The organism is Hydrogenophaga sp., assembly GCF_036675665.1.
Taxonomy (GTDB): domain Bacteria; phylum Pseudomonadota; class Gammaproteobacteria; order Burkholderiales; family Burkholderiaceae_C; genus Hydrogenophaga.
In genome coordinates this window covers 219,756-246,236 of record NZ_JAKFEO010000030.1, presented here as the reverse complement: position 1 = coordinate 246,236, position 26,481 = coordinate 219,756, and the positions used below count along the sequence as shown (strand labels likewise).

Annotated in this window: 24 protein-coding genes; 6 read left to right on the top strand and 18 right to left on the bottom strand. The window is 65.8% G+C overall.

What is annotated here, in order from left to right:
- From V6M63_RS11535 to V6M63_RS11505, 7 genes are all read right to left on the bottom strand, one after another.
- A complete protein-coding gene (locus tag V6M63_RS11535) occupies positions 1–756 on the bottom strand; it encodes an amino acid ABC transporter permease (RefSeq protein ID WP_332741889.1) in 756 nt (251 codons plus the stop codon).
- A gap of 109 nt (positions 757–865) precedes the next feature.
- Positions 866–1,765 (bottom strand): amino acid ABC transporter substrate-binding protein, encoded by a 900-nt coding sequence (locus tag V6M63_RS11530; protein WP_332741888.1) that lies wholly within the window; start codon positions 1,763–1,765, stop codon positions 866–868.
- 283 nt (positions 1,766–2,048) lie between these two features.
- Positions 2,049–2,966, bottom strand: coding sequence for a LysR substrate-binding domain-containing protein (locus tag V6M63_RS11525; RefSeq protein WP_332741886.1), 918 nt, complete (start codon positions 2,964–2,966; stop codon positions 2,049–2,051).
- A 43-nt stretch (positions 2,967–3,009) separates the two neighbouring features.
- The gene (locus V6M63_RS11520) at positions 3,010–3,783 is read right to left on the bottom strand and encodes a hypothetical protein (protein ID WP_332741884.1); all 774 of its coding nucleotides are present in this window, start codon (positions 3,781–3,783) and stop codon (positions 3,010–3,012) included.
- A 17-nt stretch (positions 3,784–3,800) separates the two neighbouring features.
- Positions 3,801–4,460, bottom strand: a complete 660-nt coding sequence (locus V6M63_RS11515; protein WP_332741882.1) for a TetR/AcrR family transcriptional regulator — start codon at positions 4,458–4,460, stop codon at positions 3,801–3,803.
- Between the two features lie 5 nt (positions 4,461–4,465).
- A complete protein-coding gene (locus V6M63_RS11510) occupies positions 4,466–5,647 on the bottom strand; it encodes a patatin-like phospholipase family protein (RefSeq protein ID WP_332741880.1) in 1,182 nt (393 codons plus the stop codon).
- Between the two features lie 199 nt (positions 5,648–5,846).
- Positions 5,847–6,401 carry a phasin family protein gene (locus V6M63_RS11505; protein WP_332741879.1) on the bottom strand — a complete coding sequence of 185 codons (555 nt, stop codon included), beginning with the start codon at positions 6,399–6,401 and terminating at the stop codon, positions 5,847–5,849.
- 208 nt (positions 6,402–6,609) lie between these two features.
- On the opposite strand from V6M63_RS11505, the gene V6M63_RS11500 reads away from it, so the two are divergent.
- On the top strand, positions 6,610–8,595 hold the full coding sequence (locus V6M63_RS11500) for an SDR family oxidoreductase (protein WP_332741877.1): 1,986 nt from the start codon (positions 6,610–6,612) through the stop codon (positions 8,593–8,595).
- Positions 8,596–9,058: 463 nt separating this feature from the next.
- Here the strand turns inward: V6M63_RS11500 and V6M63_RS11495 are convergent, their stop codons facing one another.
- On the bottom strand, positions 9,059–10,930 hold the full coding sequence (locus tag V6M63_RS11495; RefSeq protein ID WP_332741875.1) for an ABCB family ABC transporter ATP-binding protein/permease: 1,872 nt from the start codon (positions 10,928–10,930) through the stop codon (positions 9,059–9,061).
- A 38-nt stretch (positions 10,931–10,968) separates the two neighbouring features.
- On the opposite strand from V6M63_RS11495, the gene V6M63_RS11490 reads away from it, so the two are divergent.
- Both V6M63_RS11490 and V6M63_RS11485 read left to right on the top strand, forming a co-directional pair.
- Positions 10,969–11,400 (top strand): acyl-CoA thioesterase, encoded by a 432-nt coding sequence (locus V6M63_RS11490; RefSeq protein ID WP_332741874.1) that lies wholly within the window; start codon positions 10,969–10,971, stop codon positions 11,398–11,400.
- A gap of 69 nt (positions 11,401–11,469) precedes the next feature.
- Complete coding sequence (locus V6M63_RS11485) at positions 11,470–12,282, top strand: IclR family transcriptional regulator (protein ID WP_332741872.1); 813 nt, start codon at positions 11,470–11,472, stop codon at positions 12,280–12,282.
- Positions 12,283–12,305: 23 nt separating this feature from the next.
- Here the strand turns inward: V6M63_RS11485 and V6M63_RS11480 are convergent, their stop codons facing one another.
- From V6M63_RS11480 to V6M63_RS11435, 10 genes are all read right to left on the bottom strand, one after another.
- Positions 12,306–13,268, bottom strand: coding sequence for a Bug family tripartite tricarboxylate transporter substrate binding protein (locus tag V6M63_RS11480; RefSeq protein ID WP_332741870.1), 963 nt, complete (start codon positions 13,266–13,268; stop codon positions 12,306–12,308).
- Positions 13,269–13,303: 35 nt separating this feature from the next.
- On the bottom strand, positions 13,304–14,506 hold the full coding sequence (locus V6M63_RS11475; RefSeq protein WP_332741869.1) for a CaiB/BaiF CoA transferase family protein: 1,203 nt from the start codon (positions 14,504–14,506) through the stop codon (positions 13,304–13,306).
- A gap of 5 nt (positions 14,507–14,511) precedes the next feature.
- Positions 14,512–15,651, bottom strand: a complete 1,140-nt coding sequence (locus V6M63_RS11470) for an FAS1-like dehydratase domain-containing protein (RefSeq protein WP_332741868.1) — start codon at positions 15,649–15,651, stop codon at positions 14,512–14,514.
- A 49-nt stretch (positions 15,652–15,700) separates the two neighbouring features.
- On the bottom strand, positions 15,701–17,263 hold the full coding sequence (locus V6M63_RS11465; protein ID WP_332741866.1) for an acyl-CoA synthetase: 1,563 nt from the start codon (positions 17,261–17,263) through the stop codon (positions 15,701–15,703).
- A gap of 202 nt (positions 17,264–17,465) precedes the next feature.
- The gene (locus V6M63_RS11460; RefSeq protein ID WP_332741864.1) at positions 17,466–17,900 is read right to left on the bottom strand and encodes a PaaI family thioesterase; all 435 of its coding nucleotides are present in this window, start codon (positions 17,898–17,900) and stop codon (positions 17,466–17,468) included.
- A 90-nt stretch (positions 17,901–17,990) separates the two neighbouring features.
- Entirely contained in the window at positions 17,991–18,731 is a 741-nt protein-coding gene (locus V6M63_RS11455) for a type 1 glutamine amidotransferase (protein ID WP_332741862.1), read from the bottom strand.
- A gap of 27 nt (positions 18,732–18,758) precedes the next feature.
- The gene (locus V6M63_RS11450) at positions 18,759–19,604 is read right to left on the bottom strand and encodes an alpha/beta hydrolase (protein WP_332741860.1); all 846 of its coding nucleotides are present in this window, start codon (positions 19,602–19,604) and stop codon (positions 18,759–18,761) included.
- Positions 19,601–20,557, bottom strand: a complete 957-nt coding sequence (locus tag V6M63_RS11445) for a toll/interleukin-1 receptor domain-containing protein (protein WP_332741858.1) — start codon at positions 20,555–20,557, stop codon at positions 19,601–19,603. The genes V6M63_RS11450 and V6M63_RS11445 overlap by 4 nt, the downstream gene beginning before the upstream one ends.
- An 86-nt stretch (positions 20,558–20,643) precedes the next feature.
- Positions 20,644–21,435 carry a crotonase/enoyl-CoA hydratase family protein gene (locus V6M63_RS11440; RefSeq protein WP_332741857.1) on the bottom strand — a complete coding sequence of 264 codons (792 nt, stop codon included), beginning with the start codon at positions 21,433–21,435 and terminating at the stop codon, positions 20,644–20,646.
- Positions 21,432–23,345 (bottom strand): acyclic terpene utilization AtuA family protein, encoded by a 1,914-nt coding sequence (locus tag V6M63_RS11435; RefSeq protein ID WP_332741856.1) that lies wholly within the window; start codon positions 23,343–23,345, stop codon positions 21,432–21,434. The genes V6M63_RS11440 and V6M63_RS11435 overlap by 4 nt, the downstream gene beginning before the upstream one ends.
- A 167-nt stretch (positions 23,346–23,512) precedes the next feature.
- Between V6M63_RS11435 and V6M63_RS11430 the strand changes: the two genes are divergently transcribed.
- The 3 genes from V6M63_RS11430 to V6M63_RS11420 all read left to right on the top strand — a co-directional run bounded on the left by V6M63_RS11430 (position 23,513) and on the right by V6M63_RS11420 (position 26,409).
- Positions 23,513–24,388: a branched-chain amino acid ABC transporter permease gene (locus V6M63_RS11430; protein WP_332741854.1), complete on the top strand. Its 876-nt coding sequence runs from the start codon at positions 23,513–23,515 to the stop codon at positions 24,386–24,388.
- Between the two features lies 1 nt (position 24,389).
- On the top strand, positions 24,390–25,466 hold the full coding sequence (locus V6M63_RS11425) for a branched-chain amino acid ABC transporter permease (protein WP_332741852.1): 1,077 nt from the start codon (positions 24,390–24,392) through the stop codon (positions 25,464–25,466).
- 103 nt (positions 25,467–25,569) lie between these two features.
- On the top strand, positions 25,570–26,409 hold the full coding sequence (locus tag V6M63_RS11420) for an ABC transporter ATP-binding protein (RefSeq protein ID WP_332741850.1): 840 nt from the start codon (positions 25,570–25,572) through the stop codon (positions 26,407–26,409).
- Positions 26,410–26,481 lie beyond the last annotated feature (72 nt).

Genomic DNA, 26,481 nt, shown 5'->3' with positions numbered 1-26,481 from the left:
TCAATGCCCGCCTGTTCCACCGGCCACCACGAAGCCCGGAATGCGCGCGCGCTTTTCGATGACGGCCATGACGCGGTTGATCGCGAAGGCCGAGATGATGTACAGGCCGGTCACCGCCAGGTACACCTCGACGCCGCGCGAGGTCTCTTCCTGCGCCTGCATGGCGAACATGGTGAGTTCGGACACCGACACCGCGAACGCCACCGAGGAGTTCTTGAAGATGTTCATGGTCTCGCTGGTCAGCGGCGGGATGATGATGCGAAACGCCATGGGCAGCAGCACATAGCGGTAGTACTGGAAGGTGGTGAAACCCATCGCCATGCCCGCGTAGCGCTGGCCGCGCGGCAGGGCCTGGATGCCCGAGCGCACCTGCTCGGCGATGCGCGCCGAGGTGAAGAAGCCCAGGGCGAACACCACGAGCAGGAAGCCAGGAAAGCCCTGCAAGACCGGGAACATCGAGGGCAGCACGTGGTACCAGAGGAAAATCTGCACCAGCAGGGGAATGTTGCGGAAGAGCTCCACCCAGGCGTTGCCCAGACGCACCACGATGGGTCGGTCGGGCAGCGTGCGCAGCGTGCCGATCACCACCCCGATCACCAGCGCCAGCAGCAGCGCCAGCAGCGCCACGGACACGGTCCAGCCCCAGGCCGACAGCATCCAGTCGAGGTAGGTGATGTCGCCCCCCTTGCCAAAACAGCCTTGCACCGGCTGCCGTTCAATGGTGTCCTCGCAGAACACCTGCCAATCCCAGCTCATAGGAGCCCTTTCTTTGTCTCGTCCACGTGGCGCCACGACGACCGCAGGCGACCACGAAAACGCCCCTTCAAATGGTCCACTTGAAGGGGCGTGCCAGAAGCTTGCGCGCTTACTTCTTGACGTAGTCTTCCATCGGCTTGTCGTTCGGAGCAGCCCAGGCGGCCTTGGTTGCATCGGAGATCGGCAGGCCGATCTTCACGTTCGCTGGCGGGATCGGCTGCATGAACCACTTGTCATACAGCTTGGCAAGCGAGCCGTCGGCGATCTGGCGTTTGATGCTGTCGTCCACGGCCTTCTTGAAAGCCGGGTCGTCCTTGCGCAGCATGCAGGCGATCGGCTCGACCGACAGTACCTCACCCACGATCTTGAAATCGGCAGGGTTCTTGGACTTGGAGATGTTGGCGGCCAGGATGGAGCCGTCCATCACGAAGGCGTCGGCACGGCCGGACTCGAGCAGCAGGAAGCTGTCGGCGTGGTCCTTGCCATAGACCTCCTTGAAGTCGATGCCGCCGGCGCGCTCGTTCTTGCGCAGGGTCTGCACCGAGGTGGTGCCGGTGGTGGTGGCCACGGACTTGCCGTTGAGGTCCTTGATCGCGTTGATGCCGGAACTCGCCTTGACGGCCATGCGGACTTCTTCCACGTAGGTGGTCACGGCGAAAGACACATCCTTCTGGCGCGTGGCGTTGTTGGTGGTGGAGCCGCACTCCAGATCAACCGTGCCGTTCTGCACCAGGGGGATGCGGTTCTGCGAGGTCACGGGCTGGTACGTGATGTTCAGCTTGGGCAAACCGAGTTGCTTCTGGATGTCGGCGAGGACGATTTCGCCCATTTCGGTGTGGAAGCCGACGTATTTGCCGTTCCCGAGGGTGTAACCCAGGCCTGACGACTCGCGCACGCCCAGGGACACGCTGCCGGACGCCTTGATCTTGGCCAGCGTATCGCCGGTCTGGGCCAAGGCGCTGCTGGCGGCCAATGCAGTCACGGCCCATGCGAGCAGGTGCTTCTTCATAACTATCTCCTTGCTTGTGAATAAAACGATAAACCCAACGATCTTCACCGTGCTGCGCGCCGACTTTCGCGTGCGCGCATGGTCTCCATGATGCTACGCACGCAAACTCCGTTCCACCCAGGAATGCCCACCCGGTGTGGAGCGAAGCCCGTGAATGTAACGAGCGCTCCGGCCAAACGCCAATGCTGATTCCAGCGCCGATCATGCAATCCGTTCATGTCCGAATTTACCCCAATGGTTTCGGCCGACGATCCGCGCTAGCGATCATCAACAAACGAAAGTCTCAGGCGATGTCCAAGCGTTGGCGCAGGTCGTTCCAGAATTTTTCGACCGGGCCTTTGGCCTTGCGTGCCAATGGCCGCTCGCGGTAGATCCGGATGTCCAGGGCCGTCTCCAATCCACCGCCGGCCGATACCAGCTTGCGGGCGGCCACTTCGTTTCGGACAGCGCTGGCAGGCAGGAAAGCGATGCCGTGGCCTTCCAGGGCCATGGCTTTGAGACCTTCGGCCATGTCGGTCTCGTAGATGCGGTCCAGATGCACGGGCACGCTGCTTTGTTTGAGCATCTGGTCCACTGCCCGGCCCAGGTAGGCGCCAGGGGCATAGGCCAGGTAGGGCTGCGGCTGGCCAACCAGACCGGGCAGCGAATAGGTGGGCGCACCGGTGGCGGTGGGTTTCACATAGGGCGCCAGCAGCTCGCGACCCAGGGGCAGCATCTCGTAGCGGTTGGCATCGAGCTGGATCGGCTGCGCCTCGTGGTGGTACGCAATCAGCAGGTCGCAGCTGCCCTCGACCAGTCGCAGCACCGCGTCGTGCACGTTGAGGGCGATGAGTCGGCTCTTGATCGGGCCGCAGGTCTCGCGCAGGCTGGAGAGCCACGAGGGGAAAAACGTGAACGCCAGCGTGTGCGGCACGGCGAACTCGATCACGTCCTGCGCCGCCGCCGTATGAGCCCTGAGCATGGCGCGCGTGCTTTGCATCGCCTGCAGCATTTCCAGCGCCTGGTCGTACAAGGTTTGTCCGGCCGGCGTGAGGCGTGTGGGGTACGAAGACCGATCGACCAGATCCGTGCCCGCCCAGGCTTCCAACGACTGGATGCGACGCGAGAACGCGGGCTGCGTCACGTGGCGCAACTGGGCCGAGCGGCTGAAGCTGCGGGTCTCAGCCAAACTGACAAAATCTTCGAGCCACTTGGTTTCCATGGGGCGCGATTATGGCGTGGCCGGGGGATTGTCCCGCGTGTTCCTAACCTTCAAGCACCAACCGCACGGAGGCAACATACAACCGCTCCATGGCGTCGAGCGGTTGCACCGCCGCAGCGCGATCCTGCAAATGGCGGGCCTCTTCCCGCCGCTTGTGATTCTCCAGCATGAGCAAGCCGTTGGCGTACTCCGACAAGGTGATGGCCGAGTCGGGGTTGAGGGCGAGCGCCTTCTGGTAAAGCGCCAGGCCTGCCTCCTTGCTGGCGCCGTGCGTCATGCCGCCCACCAACGCGCCCACCTTGTCGATCACTTCCGCGTGGTAACCCGCCAGGGCGAGATGGGCATCGGCATGGCGTGGCGCCAACGCGATCGTGGTCTCCAGCGCATGGCGGATCTTCCGGCCCAGGCCTTGTGTGAGCGCCTTGGCCACGCTGATGCACTGGCTGTAGCGGGCCAGCGCATAGGCCTGCCAGTACCAGGCACCGGCGTTGTTCGGCTCTCGCTTTTGCAGGGCTTCGGCGCGCGCCGCAACCTCCAGCAACAGCTGCTGACGAGCTTGTTCGCGCGGTTCGAGGTAGTTGGCGTAGATGCAGGTGGCCTTGTTGGCCACATTCAGGCCAGCATCGCCCAGTGCGATGCCGCTTAAGGCAGCACGCTGGAACTCACCGTTGTGAAACTGAACCCAGGCCTCCAGCACATCGGTGCGCTCGGGCCAGGCTTCTGCATCACCCGTGTGCAGACGGCTCCACTGGTGCTGCAGGTGGGTGCTGTCGAAGCGCGGTGTCACGGTCCAGGGGAAAGAGGTCCATGTGTCCATCGTTGTCTCCTCGTGCGTCAGGCGCCGGGGCTGTAAGCCGCGGTGAGATGGATCAGGTGCTGCCGCTGCGAGCTCTCAAGGTAGGGCGCCAGCAGGTTGAGCACATGGTAGGCGCCGCGCATCAAGGCTTGCTGCGCGTTGTCCGGCTCCAGCGCGTGACGCGGGTCGCGCACGTACTCGAAGCTCAGCCAGTAAGTGAGCACCACCACCATGCTGTCGGCGGTGGGCTCCATTTCGCGCGCGTCCATCGTCACCGCGCTGTGGCGGCTGAGGGCCGCGAGCAGGTTGCGGATGGCGCGCGTCTTGTCTTTCAACACGGTCTGGAAATGTGTCTCCAGCATGCGGTTCTTCGACAGCAGGTCGTTGAGGTCGCGGTAGAGAAAACGGTACGCCCAGATGGTCTCGAACAGCGAGTGCAGAAAGAACCAGGCGTCTTCCACATTGCGCACGCCTTCGCTGGCGCCCAGCAATTCACCCAGGGCTTTTTCATAGCGCTCGAACAGCGAGTTGATCAGCTCGTCCTTGGCCGGGTAGTGGTAATACAGGTTGCCCGGGCTGATGCCCAGCTCGGCCGAGATCAGCGTGGTGGAGACGTTGGGTTCGCCGAACCGGTTGAAGAGTTCGAGCGTGACCTCGAGGATGCGCTCGGCGGTGCGGCGCGGGGCTTTCTTGGCCATGGCGCTCAGCGGCCCGGAGCCGTCGTGCCGAGCTGGCGCTGCAGATCGTCCAGCGTGGCGTGCAGTTGCCGGCCCAGGGTGGTTTGCGCCGACACCGAGGGTTCGTTCACCAGGCGGAGGTCGGGGTTGCGAAGCGAAGCCATGTTCAGCGTCACGCCGTGGCGTGCCAGCTTGGGCGCCAGTTCGGCCTGTCGCTCGCGCAGCATCTTGCGCGTTTGCTGGTAGGCGTGCTCGGCCAGTTCGCGGCGCTGGCGGTAGCTGAAGGTGTTGGCCGTGAAGAGCTTGGCGTCACGCTGGTCGGGCTCGATGAGCACGATGTCGCTGCCCGGGTAGAGGCGCTCATAGTTCTTCATGCCCAGTTCGAGCCGCGAATGGATCATGGAGCGAAAGGTCTGACTCATCACCGCGGGGAAGCCGCCTTCGACCAGCGAAGGAATGTGATCGGTGTGCTCGCCCACGGCGTGGGCCCTGAACGGCACCAGGGGATTCAGGCACAGCAGCAGCTCCGCGCCGTCGTCGAGCGCCACGGTTGCGTGCAGGGTCTTCTTCAGCGCACCGTCCACATAGTGCTCTCCGTCGATCTCCACCGGCGGAAACAGCCCGGGCAAGGCGGCGCTGGCCTGGATGGCGCGCGAGATGGGCACGTGGTCCCAGCCCGGTTGGCCAAAGGGTGCCGCTTCGCCGGTGTCGAGCTGCGTGGCCACCAGCGTGAGGCGGGCGCGCAGCTGGCGGAAGTCGTTGGTGCGCCCGGGCTGGCTGAACAGCCGTTCGATCTGGTGGTGGATGCCTGCGTTGTCCAGCATGCCGGTGGGCAGCGCCGCACCGAGCCGCTCGAACGCGTTGGTGAACGCCCGGCCCTGCACGCCCCACGCCCACAGGGCACTGCCCAACAGACCGGGCAGGCGTTGCAGCCGGCTACCGAATTCGGCCCAGGCGGGCTTGAGCAGCCAGGCGGGATCAAAGTTGTCGCTGCCATTGCCCTTGCCGTCTTCGATGAAAGCTTCGCACAGCTCGCGCGGGCTGATGCCATTGGCCAGGCCCGCGGCGATGAAGCCGCCGGCCGAGACTCCCACGTAGTGATCACAGTGGTTGAGGTCCAGGCCATCGAGGCTGTCGGCCAGCGCGCACAGCGCACCGATTTCGTAGATCGCGCCGAGCGGCCCACCACCGGCCAGGGCCAGGGCCATGCGAGGGCGTTGCGACCTGAGCGAGCGGTTTTTCGCTGGCCCTGGGGAGAGCACGGATCGGGCTGCGCGCGGAGTCGTCATGCGTTCGAGTGTAGACCGCGGGTGTGGCCGAACTTGCTGCGTTGCAGCATGGGGAACAGGCGCAAAAAAGGGGCGCGATCGCCCCTGTTTCGAGTGATGCCCTCAGGCCTCACGGTGCTCAGGCGGTGGCCGCCTTGCGAGCGGTCTTGCGGGCAGCGGGCCTGGCTGCAACTTTCTTGGCCGCGGGCTTGGCAGCGGGCTTCTTTGCAGGCGCGGCCTTGCGGGCTTCGGTCTTGGCGGGGGCCTTGCCGGCGAGTTGCTGCACATGCTGGTTGAGTGCATCGATGCGCTTGATCAGCGCATCGACATCGCGCGCTGAAGGCACACCCAGTTTGTTCAGGGCCTTGGCCACGCGCTCTTCGAAGATGGACTCGAGCTTGTCCCACTGGCCGGAGGCCTTGGAGGAGATGTCGGTGGCCATGTTGCTGACCTTGTTGGTCGCTTCCGAGATGCGCTCTTCGGCCACAGCCTGGGTCTTGCGCTGGATCGACAGGCCTTCTTTCACCAGGGACTCGAAGGCCTTGCCGCCTTCTTCCTGTGCCTTGGAAAAGGCACCGAGGCCTGCCAGCCAGATCTGCTGGGCCGAGTCCTTGATGGCGCCGGACAGCGGGGAGTTGAAGGCCTGCGCGGTGGCCTTCTTGTCGCTGCCGTTTTTCTGGATCTTCTTGACCATGGGGTGCTCCTGTTGGTTGAAATGGGTGGGCAGGCTGGTGGCCCGGGTACGACCACTGTACGGGCAGGCCGCATGCCCTGTGTAGGGGCGCAAGACTAATGCCGGCGCGGCGTACACGGGTTTTTGCGGAATGGGCTGTGCCGCTTCGTGGACAAGAATGGAAGGCGTTTCACCCCGCTCACAACACCATCTGTATCAGGAGACCTTCATGCACTACTTCGTCACCGGTGCCACCGGCTTCATCGGCAAGCGCCTGGTGGGCAAGCTGCTCCAGCGCAAGGGCGCGGTGGTGCACTTCCTCATCCGCAAGGAAAGCGAGGGCAAGGTGGCGGGACTGCGGGAGACCTGGGGTGTGGGTGCGGCGCGCGCCGTGCCGGTGTTTGGAGACCTCACCAGCAAGAAGCTGGGGGTCTCGGCAGACGAGACCAAATCGCTCAAGGGCCAGATCGATCACTTCTACCACCTTGCCGCGGTGTACGACCTCGAAGCCGATGCCGAAAGCCAGATCGCCGTCAACGTGGACGGCACGCGCAACACGGTGGAGTTTGCCAAGGCCATCGGCGCCGGCCACTTCCACCACGTGTCGTCCATCGCGGCAGCGGGTCTGTACGAAGGCGTGTTTCGCGAAGACATGTTCGACGAGGCCGAAGGCCTGGACCACCCCTACTTCATGACCAAGCACGAGAGCGAGAAGATCGTGCGCGAAGAGTGCAAGGTGCCGTGGAGCGTGTACCGCCCCGCGGCCGTGGTGGGCGACAGCCAGACCGGCGAGATGGACAAGATCGACGGGCCCTACTACTTCTTCAAGCTGATCCAGCGCCTGCGCCAGATCCTGCCGCCGTGGATGCCCAGCGTGGGTCTGGAAGGCGGGCGCATCAACATCGTTCCGGTCGATTTCGTCGTCGACGCGCTCGACCACATCAGCCACCAGAAGCGCAGCAGCGGGGCCTGCTTCCACCTCGTGGACCCGATGGGCTACCGCGTCGGAGACGTGCTCGACATCCTCAGCAAGGCCGCGCACGCACCGAAGATGAACCTGTTCATCAACGCCGCGCTGATGGGCTTCATTCCCAAGAGCGTGAAGAAGGGCCTGATGGCGCTGGCGCCGGTGCGCCGCGTCTACAAGGCCATCATGCAGGACCTCGGCCTGCCCGAGGACATGATGACCTTCGTCAACTACCCCACGCGCTTCGACTGCCGCGAGACGCTGGCTGCGCTCAAGGGCAGTGGCATTGCCTGCCCCAACTTCAAGGACTACGCCTGGCGCCTGTGGGACTACTGGGAGCGCCACCTCGACCCGGACCTGCACATCGACCGCAGTCTGAAAGGCACGGTCGCGGGCAAGGTGGTGCTGGTCACCGGCGGCAGCTCGGGCATCGGCCTGGCTGCGGCGCACAAGTTCGCCGAGGCCGGTGCCATCACGCTGATCTGCGGACGGGACCAGGACAAGCTCGATGAAGCCTGCAAGGAGGCGAAAGACAAGGGCTATGAGTTCATCGCCTACCCGGCCGACATCGCCGACATGGCCGACGCCGACCGCTTCGTGCAACTGCTGCTCGCCAACCACGGTGGCGTCGATTTCCTGATCAACAACGCGGGCCGCTCGATTCGCCGCGCGATTGAAGGCAGCTACGACCGCTTCCACGATTTCGAGCGCACCATGCAGCTCAACTACTTCGGCTGCCTGCGCGTGACCATGGGCCTGCTGCCCGGCATGGTGGCCAAGCGCAAGGGGCATGTGGTCAACATCAGTTCCATCGGCGTGCTCACCAACGCACCGCGCTTCAGCGCCTACGTGGCGAGCAAGGCCGCGCTGGACGCGTGGACACGCTGCGCCTCCAGCGAGTTCGCCGACCAGGGCATCAGCTTCACCACCATCAACATGCCGCTGGTGCGCACGCCCATGATCGCGCCGACCCAGATCTACAAGAACGTGCCGACGCTGGCGCCCGAAGAAGCCGCCGACATGATTGCGCAGGCCTGCATCTTCAAGCCGGTGCGCATCGCCACGCGCCTGGGCGTGACGGGCCAGATGATGCATGCGATGGTGCCGCGGGTGGCGCAGATCGTGATGAACACGAGCTTCCGGATGTTCCCGGATTCATCGGCAGCGAAGGGGGACAAGGGGGCGAAGTCGCAGTTGTCGGCTGAGGCTGTGGCGATGCAGCAGATGATGCGGGGGATTCACTTCTGATTTTGTTGCTATGAAGTGATGGGCTTGTTGTCGTGGCAGGCCGGGTCTCGGCCCGGCGGCCGACTCACTTTTCTTTGCTTCGCCAAAGAAAAGTAAGCAAAAGAATGGCGAGCCGGATTCGCTGTCCCTTCGGGCACGCTGCGTTGCTCGGATCGCCCGGGGTGCGCACAAACTTGTCTGCTTCGCAGCCTTAGGACATGTGCGCCCCTTGTCCGGGCGCTCCTGCGCTACTCGCCAGCGAATGACGGCGGGGAGAGGGAGCAAGACACGCCCGCCGGAAGGGAAGCCCGATCCCGCTTGTTGCCGTGTGGCCGGGCTGAGCAGCGCAAGGAAGCCCGCAGGGCCCCGGACTTCGGCTCGCCTTTTCTTTGCTTACTTTCTTTTGGCGAAGCAAAAGAAAGTAAGTCGGCCGCCGGGCCGAGACCCGGCTAGCCACGAAAGAAAAAACACACCGACAAAGAACTCAGTCAGACCCACTCTGCTGCAAAGCCCACATCCCCGAATAAACCCCACCCCTCGATACAAGCTCGGAGTGCGTCCCGCGCTCCACAATCTCCCCATTCACCAGAACAAGGATCTCGTGAGCATCCACCACCGTGGACAACCGGTGCGCGATCACCAGCGTGGTCTTGTTGCGCGCCGCCGTCCTCAGCTCCGCTTGAATGGCCCGCTCATTGGCCGAATCCAGCGCTGAGGTGGCCTCGTCGAAGATCACGATGGGCGGGTTCTTCAGCAAGGTGCGGGCAATCGCCACGCGCTGCTTCTCACCCCCCGAGAGCTTGAGGCCACGCTCCCCCACCATGGTGCGGTAACCCAGCGGCAGCCGTTCGATGAAGCTGTGGATGTGCGCGGCTTGCGCGGCCTGCACTGCCGCGTCGTGCCCGGCTTCAGGACGGCCGTAAAGGATGTTGTATTCGATGGTGTCGTTGAACAGCACGGTGTCCTGCGGCACGATGCCGATGGCCTGGCGCACGCTGGACTGGGTAACGCCTTTGATGTCCTGATCGTTGATGGTGATGCGGCCGACGCCATGGGGCCCGGGCTCAGCACTCGAAGCTGCATTCGTGACGTCATAGAAACGAAAAAGCAAGCGCGCCAACGTGCTCTTGCCCGAACCCGAAGGCCCCACCACCGCCACCGTCTTGCCGGGCGGAATTTCAAAGCTCACGCCGTGCAGGATCTCGCGCGCCGGTTCGTACGAAAACCGCACGTTCTCGAACTTCACCGCTGGCGGGCCGTCCAGCGTCAGCGGGTGGGCGCCGGGTTCATCGGCGATCTCGCGTTCCTTCTCCAGCAGCACGAACATCTTGTCCAGATCGGTCAGGCTCTGCTTGATCTCGCGGTACAGCACGCCCAGGAAACCCAGCGGAATGTAGAGCTGGATCATGAAAGCGTTGACCATGACCAGATCGCCCAGCGTCATCTCGCCGCTCACCACGCCCTGCGTGGCGCGGTAGAGCATGAGCACCAGCGCCACCGCAATCACCACCTGTTGTCCGGCGTTGAGCAGGGACAGCGTGGTCTGGCTCTTGATGCGGGCACGGCGCAGTTTCTCCAGCGCCTCGTCGTAGCGGCGGCCTTCGAACGCTTCGTTGTTGAAGTACTTCACCGTCTCGTAGTTCAGCAGCGAGTCGATGGCGCGTGTCTGGCTGCTGGACTCCAGCTCGTTCATCTCGCGGCGGAACTTGGTGCGCCACTCCGTCACCACCACGGTGAAGCTGACGTAGAGCACCAGCGCCACCAGCGTGATCCACACATAACCCATGTCGAACTTGGTGCCCAGCAGCGTGAGCACCATGGCCACCTCGATCAGCGTGGGGAAGATGCTGTAGAGCGAGTAGGAGATGAGCGACTGCACGCCACGCGTGCCGCGCTCGATGTCGCGCGTCATGCCACCGGTCTGGCGCTCCAGGTGAAAACGCAGGCTCAGCGCGTGCAGGTGGCCGAACACCTGCAGCGCGATGCTGCGGGTGGCGCCCTCGGTGGCCTTGGCAAACACCAGCTCGCGCAGCTCGGTGAAGATGCTGGTGGACAGGCGCAGGCCGCCGTAGGCCAGCAGCAGCCCCAGCGGCACCACCAGCATGGCTTCGACACTGCCGGGCTTGATGCTCATGGCGTCGACCAGCTCCTTGAGCAGCAGCGGCACGCTCACGTTGGCCATCTTGGCGCCCACCATGAAGGCCAGCGCCAGCACCACGCGCACCTTGTATTGCCACAGGTAGGGCAACAGGCGTTTGAGCGTGGCCCAGTCGGAGCGCTGGGCGGGCTTGCCGACCGGCGCGCCGGGGGTGGCGGGCAGGGCGATGGAGGCTTGGGATCGGTTGTCGGGGCGCATGCGGGAGAATGGACGGCTACTGTCCCGAGATTGTGACCATGTCAAACAAAACAAGCCCGAACCCCGAAACCACCCTGCCCCAGGACAGGGAACTGGTCATGAAGGTCATTCCCATGCCGGCCGACTGCAACGCCAACGGCGACATCTTCGGCGGCTGGGTCATGGCGCAGGTCGATCTGGCCGGTGCCGTGCTGCCGGCGCGCTACGTGCGCGGGCGCATGGTCACCGTGGCGGTCAACCAGTTCGTCTTCAAGCAGCCGGTGCGCGTGGGCGACATCCTGAGCTTCTTCTCGCACATCACGCGCGTGGGCAACACGTCGGTCACGGTGCAGGTCGAGGTGTTCGCCGAGCGCATCCTGGCCCAGGGCGAGTATGTGAAGGTGACCGAAGCGAGTCTGACCTACGTGGCCATCGACCTCGAAGGCCGACCCCAGCCGATCGCGCGCGACGGCGCGCAGTCGCCCGCCTGATCCCGACCGGGCGTCGTGCGGCGCGCTACCATTGTCCCTGGACAAAACGTCCGAGGAGCCTTGCGTCCCATGCCCGCCGAATCCAGAACATCCAGACAGCCCGCCCCACCGGCAAAGAAGGGCGTGCGCGTGCGCGATGTGCCCGCCGTGACCCGCTCGATCGCCATCCTGCGCTTGCTGGGCCGGACCAAGCAGTCATTGGGGGTCAAGGCCATCGCCGATGAACTCGGGTTGGTGCCCAGCACCTGCCTGCACATCCTGCGCGTGCTGGTGAGCGAAGAACTCGTGAAGGTGGAGCCCGGCACCAAGCACTACGCGCTGGGCAGCGGCATGATCAGCCTGGCGCGCAGCGTGCTCAAGGGTGGCAGCTTTGCCCAGCTCGCCCAGCCGGGCTTGGACCGCCTGGCGTCTTCCTTCGGCGTGACGGCGATGGGCGTGGAGGTCACCCCCAAGCAGACCGTGGTGGTGCTGGCCCTGTCGCGTTCGGACCAGCCGTTTCGCATGCACACCGATGTGGGCAGCCAGTTTTCTTCATTGGTGAGTGCCACCGGCCGCCTGATCGCGGCCTACAGCGGCGACAACTGGACGGTGCTGCGCAAGAAGTTTGCCGCCATCGAATGGGACAAGGCGCCGAGCTTTGCGCAGTGGAAGAAGGAAGTTGAGGAGACCCGGGCCCGCGGCTGGAGTTCGGATCGCGACAATTTCATGAGCGGCATCACCGTGGTCGCCGTGCCGATCTTCGAGCCGTCGGGCCGGCTCATGCACACGCTGGTGGCCGTCGGTCTGTCCAGCCAGCTCCATGCCACCGCCATGGCGCAGCTGGCTGCGGCCATGCGACGGGAAGCCGAATCCATTTCGGATTTGCTGCTCGATCGCCACTGAACCGGGCAGCCGCCGCAGCCCGTTCAATCGACCTGGATGCCGGCGCGTTTGATCACCGGCTCCCACTTCCTGCGCTCGTTGACCGCAAAGGCGGCCAGTCGGGCCGGCGAGCCGCCGGCCGGGTCAAAGCCCAGGTCCAGCAGGCGCTGACGGGTTTCAGGCTGCGCCAGCACCTTGTTGAGCGATGCGTTCAGCTTGGTGACGATGTCCTGCGGTGTGCCCTTGGGGGCGTACAGCGCGTTCCAGGCCACCACCTCGAAGTCTTTGAAACCCTGCTCCGCCACGGTCTTGACGCCAGGCATCAGGCCACTGGGTTGGGCGGACGTGACCGCCAGCGCGCGCAACTTGCCCGAGGCCAGCATCGGCCGCAGCGCGGTCGGCGTGTCCACGATCGCCGGCACCTGGCCGCCCAACAGGTCCGACATGGCATTGGCCGAACCCTTGTACGGAATGCCGAAGAGCGGCACCGACGTGCGGTCCTTCAGCAATTCGACCACCAGCCTGGCGGTGGTGCTCGGCATGGCAATGTCCGCGCTGCGGGGGCTGCGCTGCGCCAGGTTCACCAGTTCGGCCGCCGATGTCAGCGGTGACGTGGCGCTGACCGCGATCACCATGGGAAAGGTGCCCACGAGAGCGATCGGCTCGAAGTCCTGCGACGGATCGAACGGCAGCCTGGCGTACAGGAACTGGTTGAGCACATGCGTCGCGTTGGTGCCCATGGTCAGGGTGTAGCCGTCCGGTGCGGCCTGTCTGGCCAGATCGGTGCCCAGGTTGCCACCGGCGCCTGCCTTGTTCTCGATGACGATGGGCTGGCCCAGATCGGTCGACATCTGCGCGGCCAGGTAGCGGGTGGCAATGTCGGTGCCCTGCCCCGCGGCGTAGGCCACGATGATCTTGATGGGCCGTTGCGGGTAGGTTTGCGCGTTGACGGCCATCGAGGTCGTCAGCGTGAGGGCGGCGGTGATGAGCAGGTTCAGAAATCGCATGTTTGTCTCCTTCTATTGTGGTGGCGGGATCGCAACTAGGCTCTGGGTCCGGGGGCGGCACCCGTTTCTCGCAATCGTTGACGGTCTTCTTCCGAATAGCCCAGGTCCACCAGAATGGCTTCGGTGTCTTGGGCAAAGCCCGGGGGTCTGACACCCGGTGAGCCCGGCGTGCCCAGCAGCCGCATGGGCGAGCGCAGGCCGGTGTAGTTCGAACGACGCACGACGATGTCGCGGTGTTCGCAGTGGGCGTGCGCCAACGCCTGGGGCACGGAATTCACCGCACCGGCCGGGACACCCGATCGCATCAGCGCTTCGCACAAAGGCTCGCAGTCCCGGTCCGCGATGGCCGCCTCGATCACCGTCTTGAGCGCAGCGCGGTTGACCACCCGCAGGCTGTTGCTTGAAAAACGCCCGTCATCCAGCAGGTTCTCCAGCCCCAGGCAAGCGCCCAGTCGACGAAACTGCGCATCGTTCAGGATGCCGATGAACAGCTCGCCGTCCTGAGCCTTGAACTTGTCGTACGGCGCAATGTTCGGGTGTGCGCTGCCGAGCAGGCGTGGTGAATCCTTCGACGCGAACCAGTTCGACGCATGCGGCAACAGCAGGCTCAGCGCCGTGTCGTAGAGGGTGGCTTCCACGCGTTGCCCCCGCCCGTTGGCCTGGCGCGCCAGCAGCGCCATGAGGATGCTGCTCATGGCCACATAACCGGTGAGGTGGTCCACGATCGGCATGCCCACCCGTGTCGTGCCGCTGCACTCGTCGCCGTTGATGCTCATCAGTCCGCACAGCGCCTGCAGCACGGCGTCGTAGCCCGGCAAGCCGCCCAGCGGTCCATCGTTGCCGAATCCGGTGATGCTGCAGTGGATCAGGCGCGGGTAGCGCTCGGCCAGGGTCTGCTCGTAGCCCAGACCCCAGCGTTCCAGGGTGCCGGGGAGAAAGTTCTCCACCAGCACGTCCGCGTCGGTCAGCAAGCGGTGAAGCACCTCCTGCGCCTCGGGCCTGGACAAGTCCAGGCTGATGGCCTGCTTGCCCCGGTTGAGCGCCAGAAAATACGCCGCGTCGCCATCACCATCGAAGGGCGGTCCCAGGCTGCGCGTCTCGTCGCCCGAAGGCGGCTCGACCTTGATCACCTGGGCACCGTGATCCGCCAGCATCTGGGTGCACAGCGGCCCCGCCAGCACCCGGGTGAGGTCAACGACCTTCACGCCTTTCAGTGCGCCACCGGCGGTCGTGGACATGGCATTCAACCCCGGGAAGGCAGGACGACGATGCCGCTGCCCACCACCGACAGCTCGTCGCTCTGGTTGCGGGCTTCCTGGTCGATTTCGACCATGTGCTTGCCGTTCTCGACGAACTTGCGCTTGACCTTGGCCTTGATGAACAGCATGTCGCCCTCGGGGTTGTGGCGGCGGATCTTGCAGCTGGCCTTGTGAAGAAAGCCGGCATCGCCCATCCAGTTGGTGAGCTGGTGGGTGAGCCAGGAGGTGCGCTCCGGGCCATAGTCGTAGGCACCCGGGGCGCCCACTTCCAGCGCGAAGTCTTCTTCCCAGTGAACACGCTCGGGGCAATCCGGAATGCCGAAGCGGTTCTTGATGCCCACGCCGGGGTGCTGGTCGATCAGCTTCCAGGCCAGTTTGTTGGCGCGGATGTACAGACCGCCCCAACCCTGCGCGTACGCGATGAAGCCGGTCACGGTCATCGGGCCCTTGAACATCACGGGCAGTTCTTCGCCCTCCTTCACGTCCTCCCAGTAGCGGGGGGTGGCACCACGGATTTCTTCGTCGCGGTAGAGCTTGTAGGCTTCGGCCAGTTCTTCGTCGGTGTAGCGGCGCGGCGCGCTCGCGCGCACTTCGCTGTACTTGGTGCCCTGCTCCCGGGCGTGGTCGCGCTCGGTGCGGAAGCACCAGCTGTCGGCCTCGGCCACCTTGTCGCCACTCTGGTTGAAGAAGTCCACGTGGTAGGTCTGCTGCACGGCGCGCCCGGCAAAGCGGGTCTGGTGCTCGACCAGTTCCTTCAGGCTGGCTTCGGTGTGGATCTCGTCGTTGCGACGCACGGGCTTGTGCCAGGTCCAGTCCGCGCCCGACCACATGGCGTGCACGCCCGGCAGGCCGCCGACGTAGCCGGAGACGATGCGGCTGGTCGAGAACAGGAAGCTGGGCAAGGCAATGATGCCGCCGTGCTGGGTCTTGGCCGCGTAGTCGGGGTCGCACCACAGCGGGTTGTCGTCACCGATGCCATGGGCGTAGTGGCGGATGTTGTCGCGCGTGGCTTCGTGGCACCACGGCTCGACGGTGTGGCCGATCTTCACGCCGATGCGCTGGCGAAGCTCGTCAAGACCCGTTTCGGTGATCTTGGGAAAGTTGCGGGTTTCGGTGGTGGACAAACGTGTCTCCTGAGTGGGTTGGGTGAATCGGGGTTGGTGGGACGTTCGATCAGGTCGAAGCGACGGCCGCGGCTGCGACCTCCTGCTCGCGCAGCTTTTTGCGGTGCACTTTTCCGGCGGGGGTCTTGGGCAGTTCGGCGACCACCGCCACATGGCGCGGGTACTCGTGCTGACTCAGCTTGTTGCGCACGAGGTTCTGGATTTCTTCGGTGAAGGCCTCGGAGCCCGCCCGCTGGCTGACCACGAAGGCCTTGACGACCTGGCCGCGCAATGCATCGGGCACGCCAATGGCGGCGGCTTCCAGCACATCGGGGTGCATGAGGATCACGTTCTCGATCTCGACCGCACTCATGGTCCAGCCGGCCGAGATGATCACGTCGTCGGCCCGCCCACCGTGGTGGAAGTAGCCCTCGCTGTCGATGCGGCCCAGGTCCTTGGTCGGGATCCACTGACCCCGGCGCAGCACCATGAGTTGCCCCGTGGTGCCCACCGGGCACAGTTGGCCTTCAGCGTCCTGCACCACCACCTGGGTGCCTGGAACTGCCTTGCCGAGTGAGCCGCGGCGCACCGGGAAATCGGGCGCGCCGGGGTAACTGGCCAGCACCACACCGATCTCGGTCGTGCCGTACATGCTGCACACCTCGAGCCCGAAGGTCTGGTGCACGAAGTTCGCGGTCTCGTCGTCGATCGGCTCGCCGGTGAACGACAGCTTCTTCAGCGTGTAGGTGTAGCGGTCCGCGGCGCCGCTGTTGCGCATCATGCGGTAGTGCGTGGCCGCGGCCGACATGTTGGTGAAGCAGTGTTCGGACAGCGCATGCAACAAGCGCTCCGGGTTGAAACGGCCGGCGTAGGCGCCGATGGTCAGCCCCAGGGCGAGCGGCGCGAGCGTTCCGTGCCAGAGCCCATGCCCCCAGGCCGGCGAAGAGGGGCAGAAGAAGCGGTCTCCCGGGCGCAGACCCGTGCCGTACAACGCGGCGACCATCAAGGTGACCAGGGCGCGGTGCGAGTGCTTGACCGCGTCGGGCAGTTCGCGCGTGGTGCCCGAGGTGTACTGAAACACCGCCAGGTCATCGGCCCGCGTCTTCACCTCGAACGTCGACGGCAGGTGCTGGATGGAGGCCAGAAAGTCGTGGTCGAAGACCAGCACACCGTCACCGACGATGGACCGCGCCACTTCCTGCTTCTCGTCGTTCGTGACCAGCAAGGCGGACTGGCAGTCCTTGACGCGAAGCCGGATGCCGTCGGGGCCGAACAGCGTGAACAACGGCACCGCAATCGCGCCGCTCTTGATGACGCCGAACATGGCGACATAGAACGCCCGTGAGGGTTCCAACATGATCGCCACCCGCTGGCCCGGCTGGATGCCGAGCGACACCAGGTGGTTGGCGAAGCGCGATGAATCGGCGGCCAGCTCCGCGTAGGTGATCGTCTCGTCGGCGCCCTCGGCACGCACCACGATCACCGCGTCGCGCCCGGAAGTGGCATGACGGTCCACACACTCGTGACCGATGTTCAGGACCTCGCGGTTGCCATCGAACAGCTCCCACAACTTGTCGTTGGAGAAATGCGCCTGGGCATCTGCGTAGCTCGTGTATTCGGTCAGTTTTTTCATGGTCTTCGCTGTTCGTCTCGTTGGGATGAATTCTTTCTGCGTTTTACTGTTTTGTCAAATAGCATTATGTTTTGTACATAGACAAACATAAAAACGGCGAAGAAACACGTCGGCCCTGTCGTCTCAGGACAGCGGCAGAGGAACAACAAAAGAGGTGGGACTGGCGGCTTTCACCGCGCGATGGCGGCGATGGATGCGACGCTCAGGGCGTGCGATCGGGCCGCAGCATCTTCATGACACCGCGCGCGGTGAGCACGGTCCGGCCTTCCACCTGCACCAGGCCATCCACGAAGACCAGGCTGCCGGTGCGGGCCGTGATGCCTGCCCGGGCCAAAGCAAAATCGCCCGCGCGCACCTCGGCCAGGAAGTGTGTGTCCAGCTGCACCGTCACGCAGGGCGTCCGGGCGCAGGCCTCCCAGGCCACCGTGCTGACCACATGATCGATCAGTGTGGCAAGGGCACCGCCATGCACCACGCCAGCGGGGTTCAGATGTTTGTCCTCGGCGAGCAATCCATAGACCCATCCATCGCCTTCGCGGCGTGTCCACAAGGGTCCGGAATGCCCCATGAAGCCGTTCAGCTGACGCGACTTCCAGCCCTGGGCCTGCAACCGGTCGATAGCCTCGGCATTCACCATGTGACCCTCTTCATGACGCCGGTGGATCCGGCGATGGCCACACATTCTGCCCACATTTGTGCAAACAGTTTGTCTATCTACAAATCGATCTCAGGTTTTCCAGCGCGCTCTCCAGGCCCGGTAGATGCCGTCGGCCATGGTCTCGCTGCCCGATTGGTGCCGCAGCGTGGCGGCGTTCATCGAAGCCGGGTCCTGCACGCTGTTGCGGTGCAGCAGCACATGGACCGGGTAGGCGTGGCCCGGCGTCTCCAGCCAGTCCTTGATCTTGGCCGGCGTGATCTCGATGTGGAACTGCATCGCCAGGTGCTGCCGCAAGGCAAACGCCTGGTGCGCGCAGGTGGTGGATGAAGCCAGCAGTTCGGCGCCGGGCGGCAGCTCTGTAAATCCGTCCTGGTGCCACTGGTAGACCGTGGGCTGCTCCGCGTCGCCGAGCCACTCGCGCGACGCAGGGCTGTCCAGCCGGGTGATGGGCAGCCATCCCACTTCGGGCTGAGGCAGGCGGTCCACCTTGCCGCCGAAGGCGCGCGCCATGAGCTGGCCCCCCAGGCAATGGCCGATGACGGGAACGCCGAGCGCGTCGGCCTCGCGGATCAGGGCCTCGGCCTGGCGCAGCGTGGGGCGGTCGTCGTTGGCGCTCCAGGCGCCGCCCAGCACGGCCAGACCCCGGTAGCCGCGCACCGAGGCGGGGTAGTCCTCGCCGGCCTCGGCACAGCGCAAGTGCCAGCCGACCCCCTGCGCATCGAGCCACTCGCCCAGGAAACCCGGGCCGTCCTCGAACAGGTGTTGCAGCACCAGCACGTCGGCTGGGGCGGTGAAATCGGAAGCGGTCATGCCACCATCATAGGAAGGGGTCGGGCGCTAGTACGTGCTGCCGCGCACAAAGCGCGCGATGCCTGCCGCGACCTCGGCTTCCTGGTCCACAAAGCCATGCGGCGTGCGACCCTCGCACGCGTCCAGCCCCGCAGGGGGCGGCTTGGCCGGACCTCCGCTCACAGTCACCACCTGCTGGCGCGCGCTGCGCGCACGCGCCACGACACGTTCCATCAGGCTGGGCGGCGATCGCACGCAGGTGTCGGCGGCGTGCCCCACCACCAGCAGAGGCACACGGATGTCTTCCAGCGGCAGATCGAACACCGACTGCGCGACCCAGGGTTTCCTGGCGCCGCTCTGGCCGGCCATGAGGGCCGAGGTCAACACCAGCCCGTCGGGCGCGGCCGGGCCCGCCAGGCGCGACGCCGCATTGGCCGCGGAGATCGCGCCACGGCTCGTGCCCACCACCCACACGGCGCCCCGTGTGCGTGCGCGCAGATCGGCGATCACCTGGCCGAGCTCCTTCGCATGCCGGGGATCGGTGCGAAAGCCACCCAGGCCGTCTTCCCCCTGGAAGTCGGTGGGCGCATCCACCACCGCGGTGGCGAAACCCGCCGCGTTGAAAAGCGGCACCGAGCGCACGAGCGAGTTGCCCTTGAGTTTTTGAGCGCAGCCCTGCGCGTCCAGGTCCACATGCCCGGCGCCGCCCGCCAGCAACACCAGCGTCACCCCACCACCGGCCTGCGCACCCGATGGGAGCAAGAACGCGTAACGCAGGGTGCTGCGCGCCGGGGTCTCGATCGTCACCACGTCGCCGCAGCGCTCGCTGGCTTGCACCGGTGTCAGGCAGGCCACCAGTCCACAGAGCACACCGAGGACGAGGGCGCGTCTCATGGCCGCCGGGTCCCGCGGTAGGCCAGTTCGCTGCGGGGGTCGAACACCAGGGTTGGCGGCGAGCGGTCCAGGTCCACGATGAAGGGTGTGCTGCCATCGGCGGCAAAGATCTGGTTGCCGTTGCGGGTCAGGTTGACCTCGACCGCTTCGATGCGGCGGTAGTCCGAACTCACGCGCACGGTGGCGCGGTCGATGCGGGTGATGGTCACCTCGACGTCGCTGCGCGACGGGCCTTGGGAATCCGCGATCACATCTCCGCTGTACGTGCCCACCACCAGATCGGCCAGGCCCGGCGCGTCGGCTGCGGCGGGTGCGGACGCGGTGGCGGGCGGGTTCGCGACCGGCGATTGGACGGTGGGCGGTGGGACGGCGACCGCTTCGCGGGCGGGCGCGGGCGCGGCGGTCACCGGGGCTGGCGTGATGGCGGGCGGGACGCGCCATGAGCCCACGGCGTACAGCCCCAGGCCCAACACCAGGGCCAGCATGGCCACCCCCGGCACCACCCAGCGCGGACGGCTGGCTGCGGGTTGCACCACGCGGCGCGAGCGGGGCGACGGCGCCGCGCTGCGCAGGGCGTGGGCCACACCCTGGCACAGCGCCTGAAAGCCGGGGTGGAGTTCGTTGCCTTGCCAGCCCAGCAGATCGGCGGCCTGCTTGCGGCGGAATTCCAGCGGCAGTTTCACGTTGTCCATCAGCGCGGGCACGAGCACGCCGCGTTCGGAGGCCGCGGCCGCCTCGTTCTTCACCCACTCGGAGGCAACGGAATTCACCGACCACAGCACCACCACGCAGCGGGCGTTGTCCAGCGCGCGCTCGATGACCTGATCAAAGGCCTGACCCGCGATGATCTCGCGGTCCCACCACACCGACCACCCCATGCGACCCAGCGCCTTGGCCACTCGCCCGGCCCGCTCGCGGTCTTCGCTCGCGTAGCTCAGAAAGACATCGCTCATGGTGCACCTCCCCGGGGTCAGAGACCGGCTGGCATGCTAAACCGATCCAGCAGCGGCGGGAAGCGCGTCAGGGCTCGGCGAACAGCTCAGAACTGCCCATGCCGGCCCTGGCCGGCCGCAAAACGCGTGGCCCCTTCCAGCGCATCGGGAATGCGCGCCTTGCCGCGCTGCCACTCCTGCACCAGCGCCTCGCCCAGCGGCAGGTCCCACTGACGTTGGGCGCTCTCGCGGTCGGCGCGCATCGTGGCCTGCGGAAACGCCGCGAGCTGGCGCGCCAGCGCGATGGCGGCCTCGCGCGCCTGGCCGGTGGGCACCACGCGGTTGGCCAGGCCCATCTGCAGCGCTTCGGCGGCCTCCACCTGGCGGCCGGTGAGGATCAGGTCCATGGCGTGGCCCATGCCGATCAGGCGCGGCAGGCGCACGGTGCCGCCATCGATCAGCGGCACGCCGAAGCGGCGGCAGTACACGCCGAAGTAGGCGTCCTCTTCCATCACGCGCAGGTCGCACCAGAGCGCGAGCTCCATGCCGCCGGCCACGGCCGCGCCGCTCACGGCGGCGATCACCGGCTTGGTGAGCTGCAGGCGCGACGGGCCCATGGGGCCGAGGGCGCGCGGGTCGTGGGCTTCGAAGTCGAGGTCGAGACCGCCACCGTCGCCTTGGGCAGCGAGGCGCGCGCCGTACTGCAGATCCCAACCAGCGCAGAAGTGGCCGTGCGCGCCGTGGAACACCGCCACCTTGGCGCTGGCGTCGTCTTCAAACGCGAGGAAGGCGGCGTGCAGGGCGTGCGCGGTCGGGCTGTCGACGGCGTTGCGCACCTCGGGGCGGTCGAGGGTGACGATCCAGATGTCGCCTTGTTGATCGGTGGTGACGGCGCTCATGGCCACCACCCCACGCGCGGTGCATTCAAGGCTTCCTCCAGCTCCGCCTGCGCCACCTCGATCTCCATGCGCAAGAGCGCACCGGCCATGGACTTGCCCAGGTTGTCCAGCCGCAGGTTGCGCGCACCACCACCCTGCAGGGCACCGCGCAGCACGAACTTGAGCGCCAGGATGTTGGGCAGCGGCCAGGCGTCCACCTCACCCGGCAGCCAGGGCGCGAAGTGGGCCTGCACGCGTTCGGCCGTCACCTCACGTTCCAGCAGCCGGTAGCCCGCCGCGTTCCACGCGAACAGGCCGAAGTCCACCCAGTCGGCCTTGTCGCCGCTGCGTGCGTGGGCGATGCGCACCAGGGGGATGCGGATGGTGCTCCCCGCAGTACCTTCGCCCTGCGGGCTGCGGTGCGAGCTTGCTTGGGAACGGCCCGGCGCGACGCTCACTGCGCGATCCGGCGCAGGGCCGCCCCAAGCCGGAACAGCCCCGTCGGGGGGCAGCGACCCGCGCGGCGGTGGAGCGTGGGGGCTCATTTCCCCCAACACTTCCATTTGCACACCGGCCTCCACCGCCGCGCGCGGGATCAGCGTGGGCCAGATGCCCAGCAGTTCGCTGGTGTTGTGCAGCCCCGTGAAACCGCAGGTGTAGGCCGGGCCGCTCAGGCCGATCCAGGGGAACAGCCGGCCAAAGCCGTCGGCCGCGGCCTTGTCCTGCGTGCGCAGCACCAGGCGCGTCCAGATCTCGTTGCTCTGGTTGAGCGCATCCGCCTTCGGCCATGGCGCAAGCGCCCCGTGCGCGGAGTTCAGGCCGGGGTACTCCACATACAGCTCGTCATGCGCCATGCGCTTGTCCTTGAGCAGTGTGCGGATGGTGGCCTGCGCGGCCTGCGCCTTGTCCCAGGCGTCGGGCCACGAGAAACCCCAGGTCACCTCGGCCTTGTAACCATCGCGAAAGCCGGCCACCACCTTGAGCGTGCCGGTGGGCGCGCTGCCGCGCGCGCCGGTCAGGCGCACACGGTCGTGCCCTTCGTCGTGCAGGGTGATGTGGCCCATGTCGAGCACCACGTCGGGCGAAAAGTAGGCGTGCGGGTTGTGCACCTCGTACAGCAACTGCTGGCGCACGGTGTCGAAGTTGATGCGCCCGCCGGTCTCGGGTGCCTTGGTGATGAGCGCGGTGCCGTCCTCATAGACCTCGGCAATGGGGTAGCCGATGTGCGCGAGATCGGGAATGGCCTGCCACGCGCCCTGGCTGCCGAAGTTGCCGCCGCTGCCCTGCCCCGAGCACTCCAGCAGGTGGCCCACGGTGAGGCCTTGCGCCAGGCGGTTGAGGTCCTGTTCGCTGGTGGCACCCGCCAGCGTCCAGCCCAGGCCGTGCACCAGCGGCCCGAGGAAGAGCGCGGCGTCGGCCACGCGCCCGGTGATCACGATGTCGGCGCCCGCGTCCAGCGCGTCCACGATGGGTCGGGCACCCACGTAGGCGTTGGCAAACACCAGCCGCTCGCGCACGCCGGCCAGGGGCTCGCGGGTGAACAGGTGGTCGAATCCGGTTTCGGCTTCCTGCAGGCGCGGCAACACGTTGTCACCCGTCACCACCGCCACACGTGCCTGCCAGCCTTTGGCCTTGAACGCGGCGAGCACCGCCTGTGCCGCACCGCGCGGGTTCAGGCCGCCCGCGTTGCACACGAAGCGCACACCGTGCTGGCGCATCAGTGGCCACAGCTGCATGAGCATGGGCACCACGTCGCGCGCGTAGCCCAGCACCGGGTCGCGCTGCCGGTCTTTCTGCAGGATGGCGAGCGTGAGCTCGGCCAGGTGGTCGCTGGCGATGAACTGCACGCCGCCGCGCTCGATGCTCGCGGCCACAGGTTCCCAGTTGTCGCCGTAAAAGCCGAGGCCGGCGCCGATGCGTATGGACTTCATGGCTTTGATCTTGCTGGCACGTGTGGGACTCTGGATGGGGGAGAACCCCTAGCGTCAGTCCCGGGCAAGACAGCTATAAATTGCCCACACCGTCTGGGGGACCTGCCACAAAGTTTGCAGCAACGACCTCTCCGACCGGCGGCGCCAGAACACAACAGGAGACATGCGTGCAACTGCTGCAACTGCTCATCAGCGGTGCGGCCCAGGGCTGTATCTACGGACTCATTGCCCTGGGTTTCGTGCTGATCTACAAGGCCACCGAGACCGTGAGCTTTGCTCAGGGTGACCTGATGATGGTGGGCGCCTTCGCAGCGCTGGCAGCCATGACCGTGCTGGGCCTGCCCTTCTGGCTCGCGGTGCCGGCCGCCATCATCGCCATGGGCCTCTTCGGCGTGGTGCTCGAACGCGCGGTGGTGCGCCCCATCCTGGGGCAGCCCGCGTTTTCCATCGTCATGTTGACCATCGGCGTGGGCTACGTGCTGCGCGGGCTCATCACCATGATCCCCAACATCGGCACCGACACCCACACCCTGCCCGTGCCCTACGCCGGCGAGGTGCTTCGCATGGGCACGCTGGTGGTCTCGGCCGAGCAGATCGTCGTGATCGGCGTCACCGGCTTGCTGTGCCTGTGCCTGTTTGCCATGTTCCGTTACAGCAAGCTGGGCATCGCCATGCAGGCGTCGTCGCAGAACCAGCTCGCCGCCTACTACATGGGCATTCCGGTCAAGCGGCTCAATGGTCTGGTGTGGGGCCTGGCGGCGAGCGTGGCGGCCATCGCCGGTCTGCTGCTCGCGCCCATCACCTTCGTGCACGCCAACATGGGCTTCATCGGCCTCAAGGCCTTCCCGGCCGCGGTGGTCGGTGGCTTCACCAGCCTGCCCGGCGCCATCGTGGGCGGTTTGATCATCGGCATCGTCGAGTCGTTCTCGGGCTTCTATCTGCCCGAGGGTTTCAAGGACGTGGCCCCCTACATCGTGGTGCTGATCATGCTGGTGCTCAAGCCCAACGGCCTCTTTGGCGAAAAACTGCGCAAGAAGGTCTGACATGAGATTCCTTTTCAAGACCGACTACAACCAGGACATCAAACTCGCCAAACACGGCGGGCAGACCTTCTGGTACAGCCTGCTGGGCCTCTTTCTCGTGGTGGCGCCCTGGGTGATCCAGGAATACTGGCTCGCGCAACTCACCTTCGTGCTGATCTATTCGGTGGTGGGCCTGGGGCTCATGCTGCTGGCCGGCTTCACCGGCCTCTTCTCGCTCGGTCACGCGGCGTTCCTCGGTGTGGGGGCGTACACGCAGGCCATCATGGTGAACGCGGGCATCCCGTTCCCGCTGGCGCTGGCCTGCGCCGGCCTGCTCTCGGCCGCGGTGGGCATGGTGGTGGGCCTGCCGGCGCTGCGGGTCAAGGGCATCTACCTCGGCATGGCCACGCTGGCCTTCGGCTTCATCGTTGAAGAAATCATGGCGCGCTGGGAGCACGTGACCGGTGGCAACTCGGGCCTGACGGTGGGTTACCCCGCCCTCTTCGGCTGGGAGCTGGATTCCACCAACGAGTTCTATTTCCTGTGTCTGGTGGTCACGGTGCTGGCCACGCTGGCCATTGCCAACCTCATGCGCTCGTCCACCGGGCGCGCGTTTGTCGCCATCCGCGATTCGGAGATTTCGGCGCAGAGCATGGGCATCCACCTGGCGCGCTACAAGACCATGAGCTTCGCGCTCTCGGCCGCGCTGGCGGGCATTGGCGGCGCGCTGTATGCGCACAAGATCCAGTTCCTCTCGCCCGAGCAGTTCAGCATCATCCAGTCGATCGACCTGCTGCTCATGGTCGTCATCGGCGGGCTGGGTTCGATTCATGGGGCCTTCCTCGGTGCCATCTTCCTCATCGTGATGCCGCAGCTCATTGCCCTGGGCAAAGACTTCTTGCCCGCAGCCATCGGCCAGGCGGCCGGCCTGCAAGGCACGGTGTATGGCCTGGTGCTGATCGCCTTCGTGCTGTTCGAGCCCATGGGTCTGTATGGCCGCTGGCTCAAGATCCGCGCGTACTTCCAGCTGTTCCCGTTCTATCGCAAGGGCATGTTCAAGCGGCAGAAATCGTTCCAGAAATCGGACCGTCTCAAATGATGCCCCCACGCTTGTCACTTCGTGTACTGCGCTGCCCCCCGAGGGGGCTGGCCGGCCTTGGGGCGGCCCGGCGGCCGTCCGTCTTTCTCTCCGGGCACGTCCTATGAACGACATCCTTCTCTCAGCCAAGAACCTCAGCGTGCGCTTCGGCGGCGTGCTGGCGGTCAACAACGTCAGCTTCGACGTGAAGCGCGGCGAGGTGTTCACCCTGATCGGCCCCAACGGCGCGGGCAAGACCACGGTGTTCAACCTGATCAGCCGCATCTACACGCCCACCACCGGCACCATCGACTACGCCGGCCCCGACGGCATGCTGCGCCTGACCGACCAGGCGCCGCACCAGATCGCCAACCTCGGCATTGCGCGCACCTTCCAGAACATCGAACTGTTCGAACACGCCACCGTGCTGCAGAACCTGCTGATCGGGCGCCACACGCACCGCAAGACCGGGCTGTGGAGCGAGCTCTTCTTCACCGGCAAGACCCGCGCGGCCGAGATCGAGGCGCGCGAGAAGGTGGAGCACGTCATCGACCTGCTGGATCTGCAGCACCACCGCGAATCCATGGTGGCCGGCCTGCCCTACGGCGTGCGCAAGGTGGTGGAGCTCGCGCGTGCGCTGTGCACCGAGCCCCAGCTGCTGCTGCTCGACGAACCATCCTCAGGGCTGAACGTGGAGGAAACCGAAGACATGGCGTTCTGGATCACCGACATCAAGAACGAGCTCGGCATCACGGTGCTGATGGTGGAGCACGACATGAGCCTGGTCTCCAAGGTCTCCGACCGCGTGCTGGCCATGAGCATGGGCACCGAGCTGGCCTCGGGCACACCGGCCCAGGTGCAGAGCGACCCGGGCGTGATCGAGGCCTACCTCGGCTCGATGGACGACGTGTCCAGCCTGCGCCGCGAAAACCACAAGCCAGCCGCCGTGGGGGTACAAGCATGAGACACGCCGGGCCGCCCCAAGTGGCGAAAGCCCCCTCGGGGGGCAGCGCAGTACACGAAGTGACAAGCGTGG

Coding starts and splice junctions, on each gene's coding strand:
- V6M63_RS11425 (WP_332741852.1), top strand. CDS start 24,390: ATGAGATTCCTTTTCAAGACCGACTACAACCAGGACATCAAACTCGCC.
- V6M63_RS11450 (WP_332741860.1), bottom strand. CDS start 19,604: ATGAGACGCGCCCTCGTCCTCGGTGTGCTCTGTGGACTGGTGGCCTGC.
- V6M63_RS11480 (WP_332741870.1), bottom strand. CDS start 13,268: ATGCGATTTCTGAACCTGCTCATCACCGCCGCCCTCACGCTGACGACC.
- V6M63_RS11485 (WP_332741872.1), top strand. CDS start 11,470: ATGCCCGCCGAATCCAGAACATCCAGACAGCCCGCCCCACCGGCAAAG.
- V6M63_RS11510 (WP_332741880.1), bottom strand. CDS start 5,647: ATGGCCCTGGCCCTGGCCGGTGGTGGGCCGCTCGGCGCGATCTACGAA.
- V6M63_RS11490 (WP_332741874.1), top strand. CDS start 10,969: ATGTCAAACAAAACAAGCCCGAACCCCGAAACCACCCTGCCCCAGGAC.
- V6M63_RS11440 (WP_332741857.1), bottom strand. CDS start 21,435: ATGAGCGCCGTCACCACCGATCAACAAGGCGACATCTGGATCGTCACC.
- V6M63_RS11515 (WP_332741882.1), bottom strand. CDS start 4,460: ATGGCCAAGAAAGCCCCGCGCCGCACCGCCGAGCGCATCCTCGAGGTC.
- V6M63_RS11435 (WP_332741856.1), bottom strand. CDS start 23,345: ATGAAGTCCATACGCATCGGCGCCGGCCTCGGCTTTTACGGCGACAAC.
- V6M63_RS11445 (WP_332741858.1), bottom strand. CDS start 20,557: ATGAGCGATGTCTTTCTGAGCTACGCGAGCGAAGACCGCGAGCGGGCC.
- V6M63_RS11455 (WP_332741862.1), bottom strand. CDS start 18,731: ATGACCGCTTCCGATTTCACCGCCCCAGCCGACGTGCTGGTGCTGCAA.
- V6M63_RS11420 (WP_332741850.1), top strand. CDS start 25,570: ATGAACGACATCCTTCTCTCAGCCAAGAACCTCAGCGTGCGCTTCGGC.
- V6M63_RS11475 (WP_332741869.1), bottom strand. CDS start 14,506: ATGTCCACGACCGCCGGTGGCGCACTGAAAGGCGTGAAGGTCGTTGAC.
- V6M63_RS11460 (WP_332741864.1), bottom strand. CDS start 17,900: ATGGTGAATGCCGAGGCTATCGACCGGTTGCAGGCCCAGGGCTGGAAG.
- V6M63_RS11495 (WP_332741875.1), bottom strand. CDS start 10,930: ATGCGCCCCGACAACCGATCCCAAGCCTCCATCGCCCTGCCCGCCACC.
- V6M63_RS11530 (WP_332741888.1), bottom strand. CDS start 1,765: ATGAAGAAGCACCTGCTCGCATGGGCCGTGACTGCATTGGCCGCCAGC.
- V6M63_RS11500 (WP_332741877.1), top strand. CDS start 6,610: ATGCACTACTTCGTCACCGGTGCCACCGGCTTCATCGGCAAGCGCCTG.
- V6M63_RS11505 (WP_332741879.1), bottom strand. CDS start 6,401: ATGGTCAAGAAGATCCAGAAAAACGGCAGCGACAAGAAGGCCACCGCG.
- V6M63_RS11465 (WP_332741866.1), bottom strand. CDS start 17,263: ATGAAAAAACTGACCGAATACACGAGCTACGCAGATGCCCAGGCGCAT.
- V6M63_RS11520 (WP_332741884.1), bottom strand. CDS start 3,783: ATGGACACATGGACCTCTTTCCCCTGGACCGTGACACCGCGCTTCGAC.
- V6M63_RS11535 (WP_332741889.1), bottom strand. CDS start 756: ATGAGCTGGGATTGGCAGGTGTTCTGCGAGGACACCATTGAACGGCAG.
- V6M63_RS11525 (WP_332741886.1), bottom strand. CDS start 2,966: ATGGAAACCAAGTGGCTCGAAGATTTTGTCAGTTTGGCTGAGACCCGC.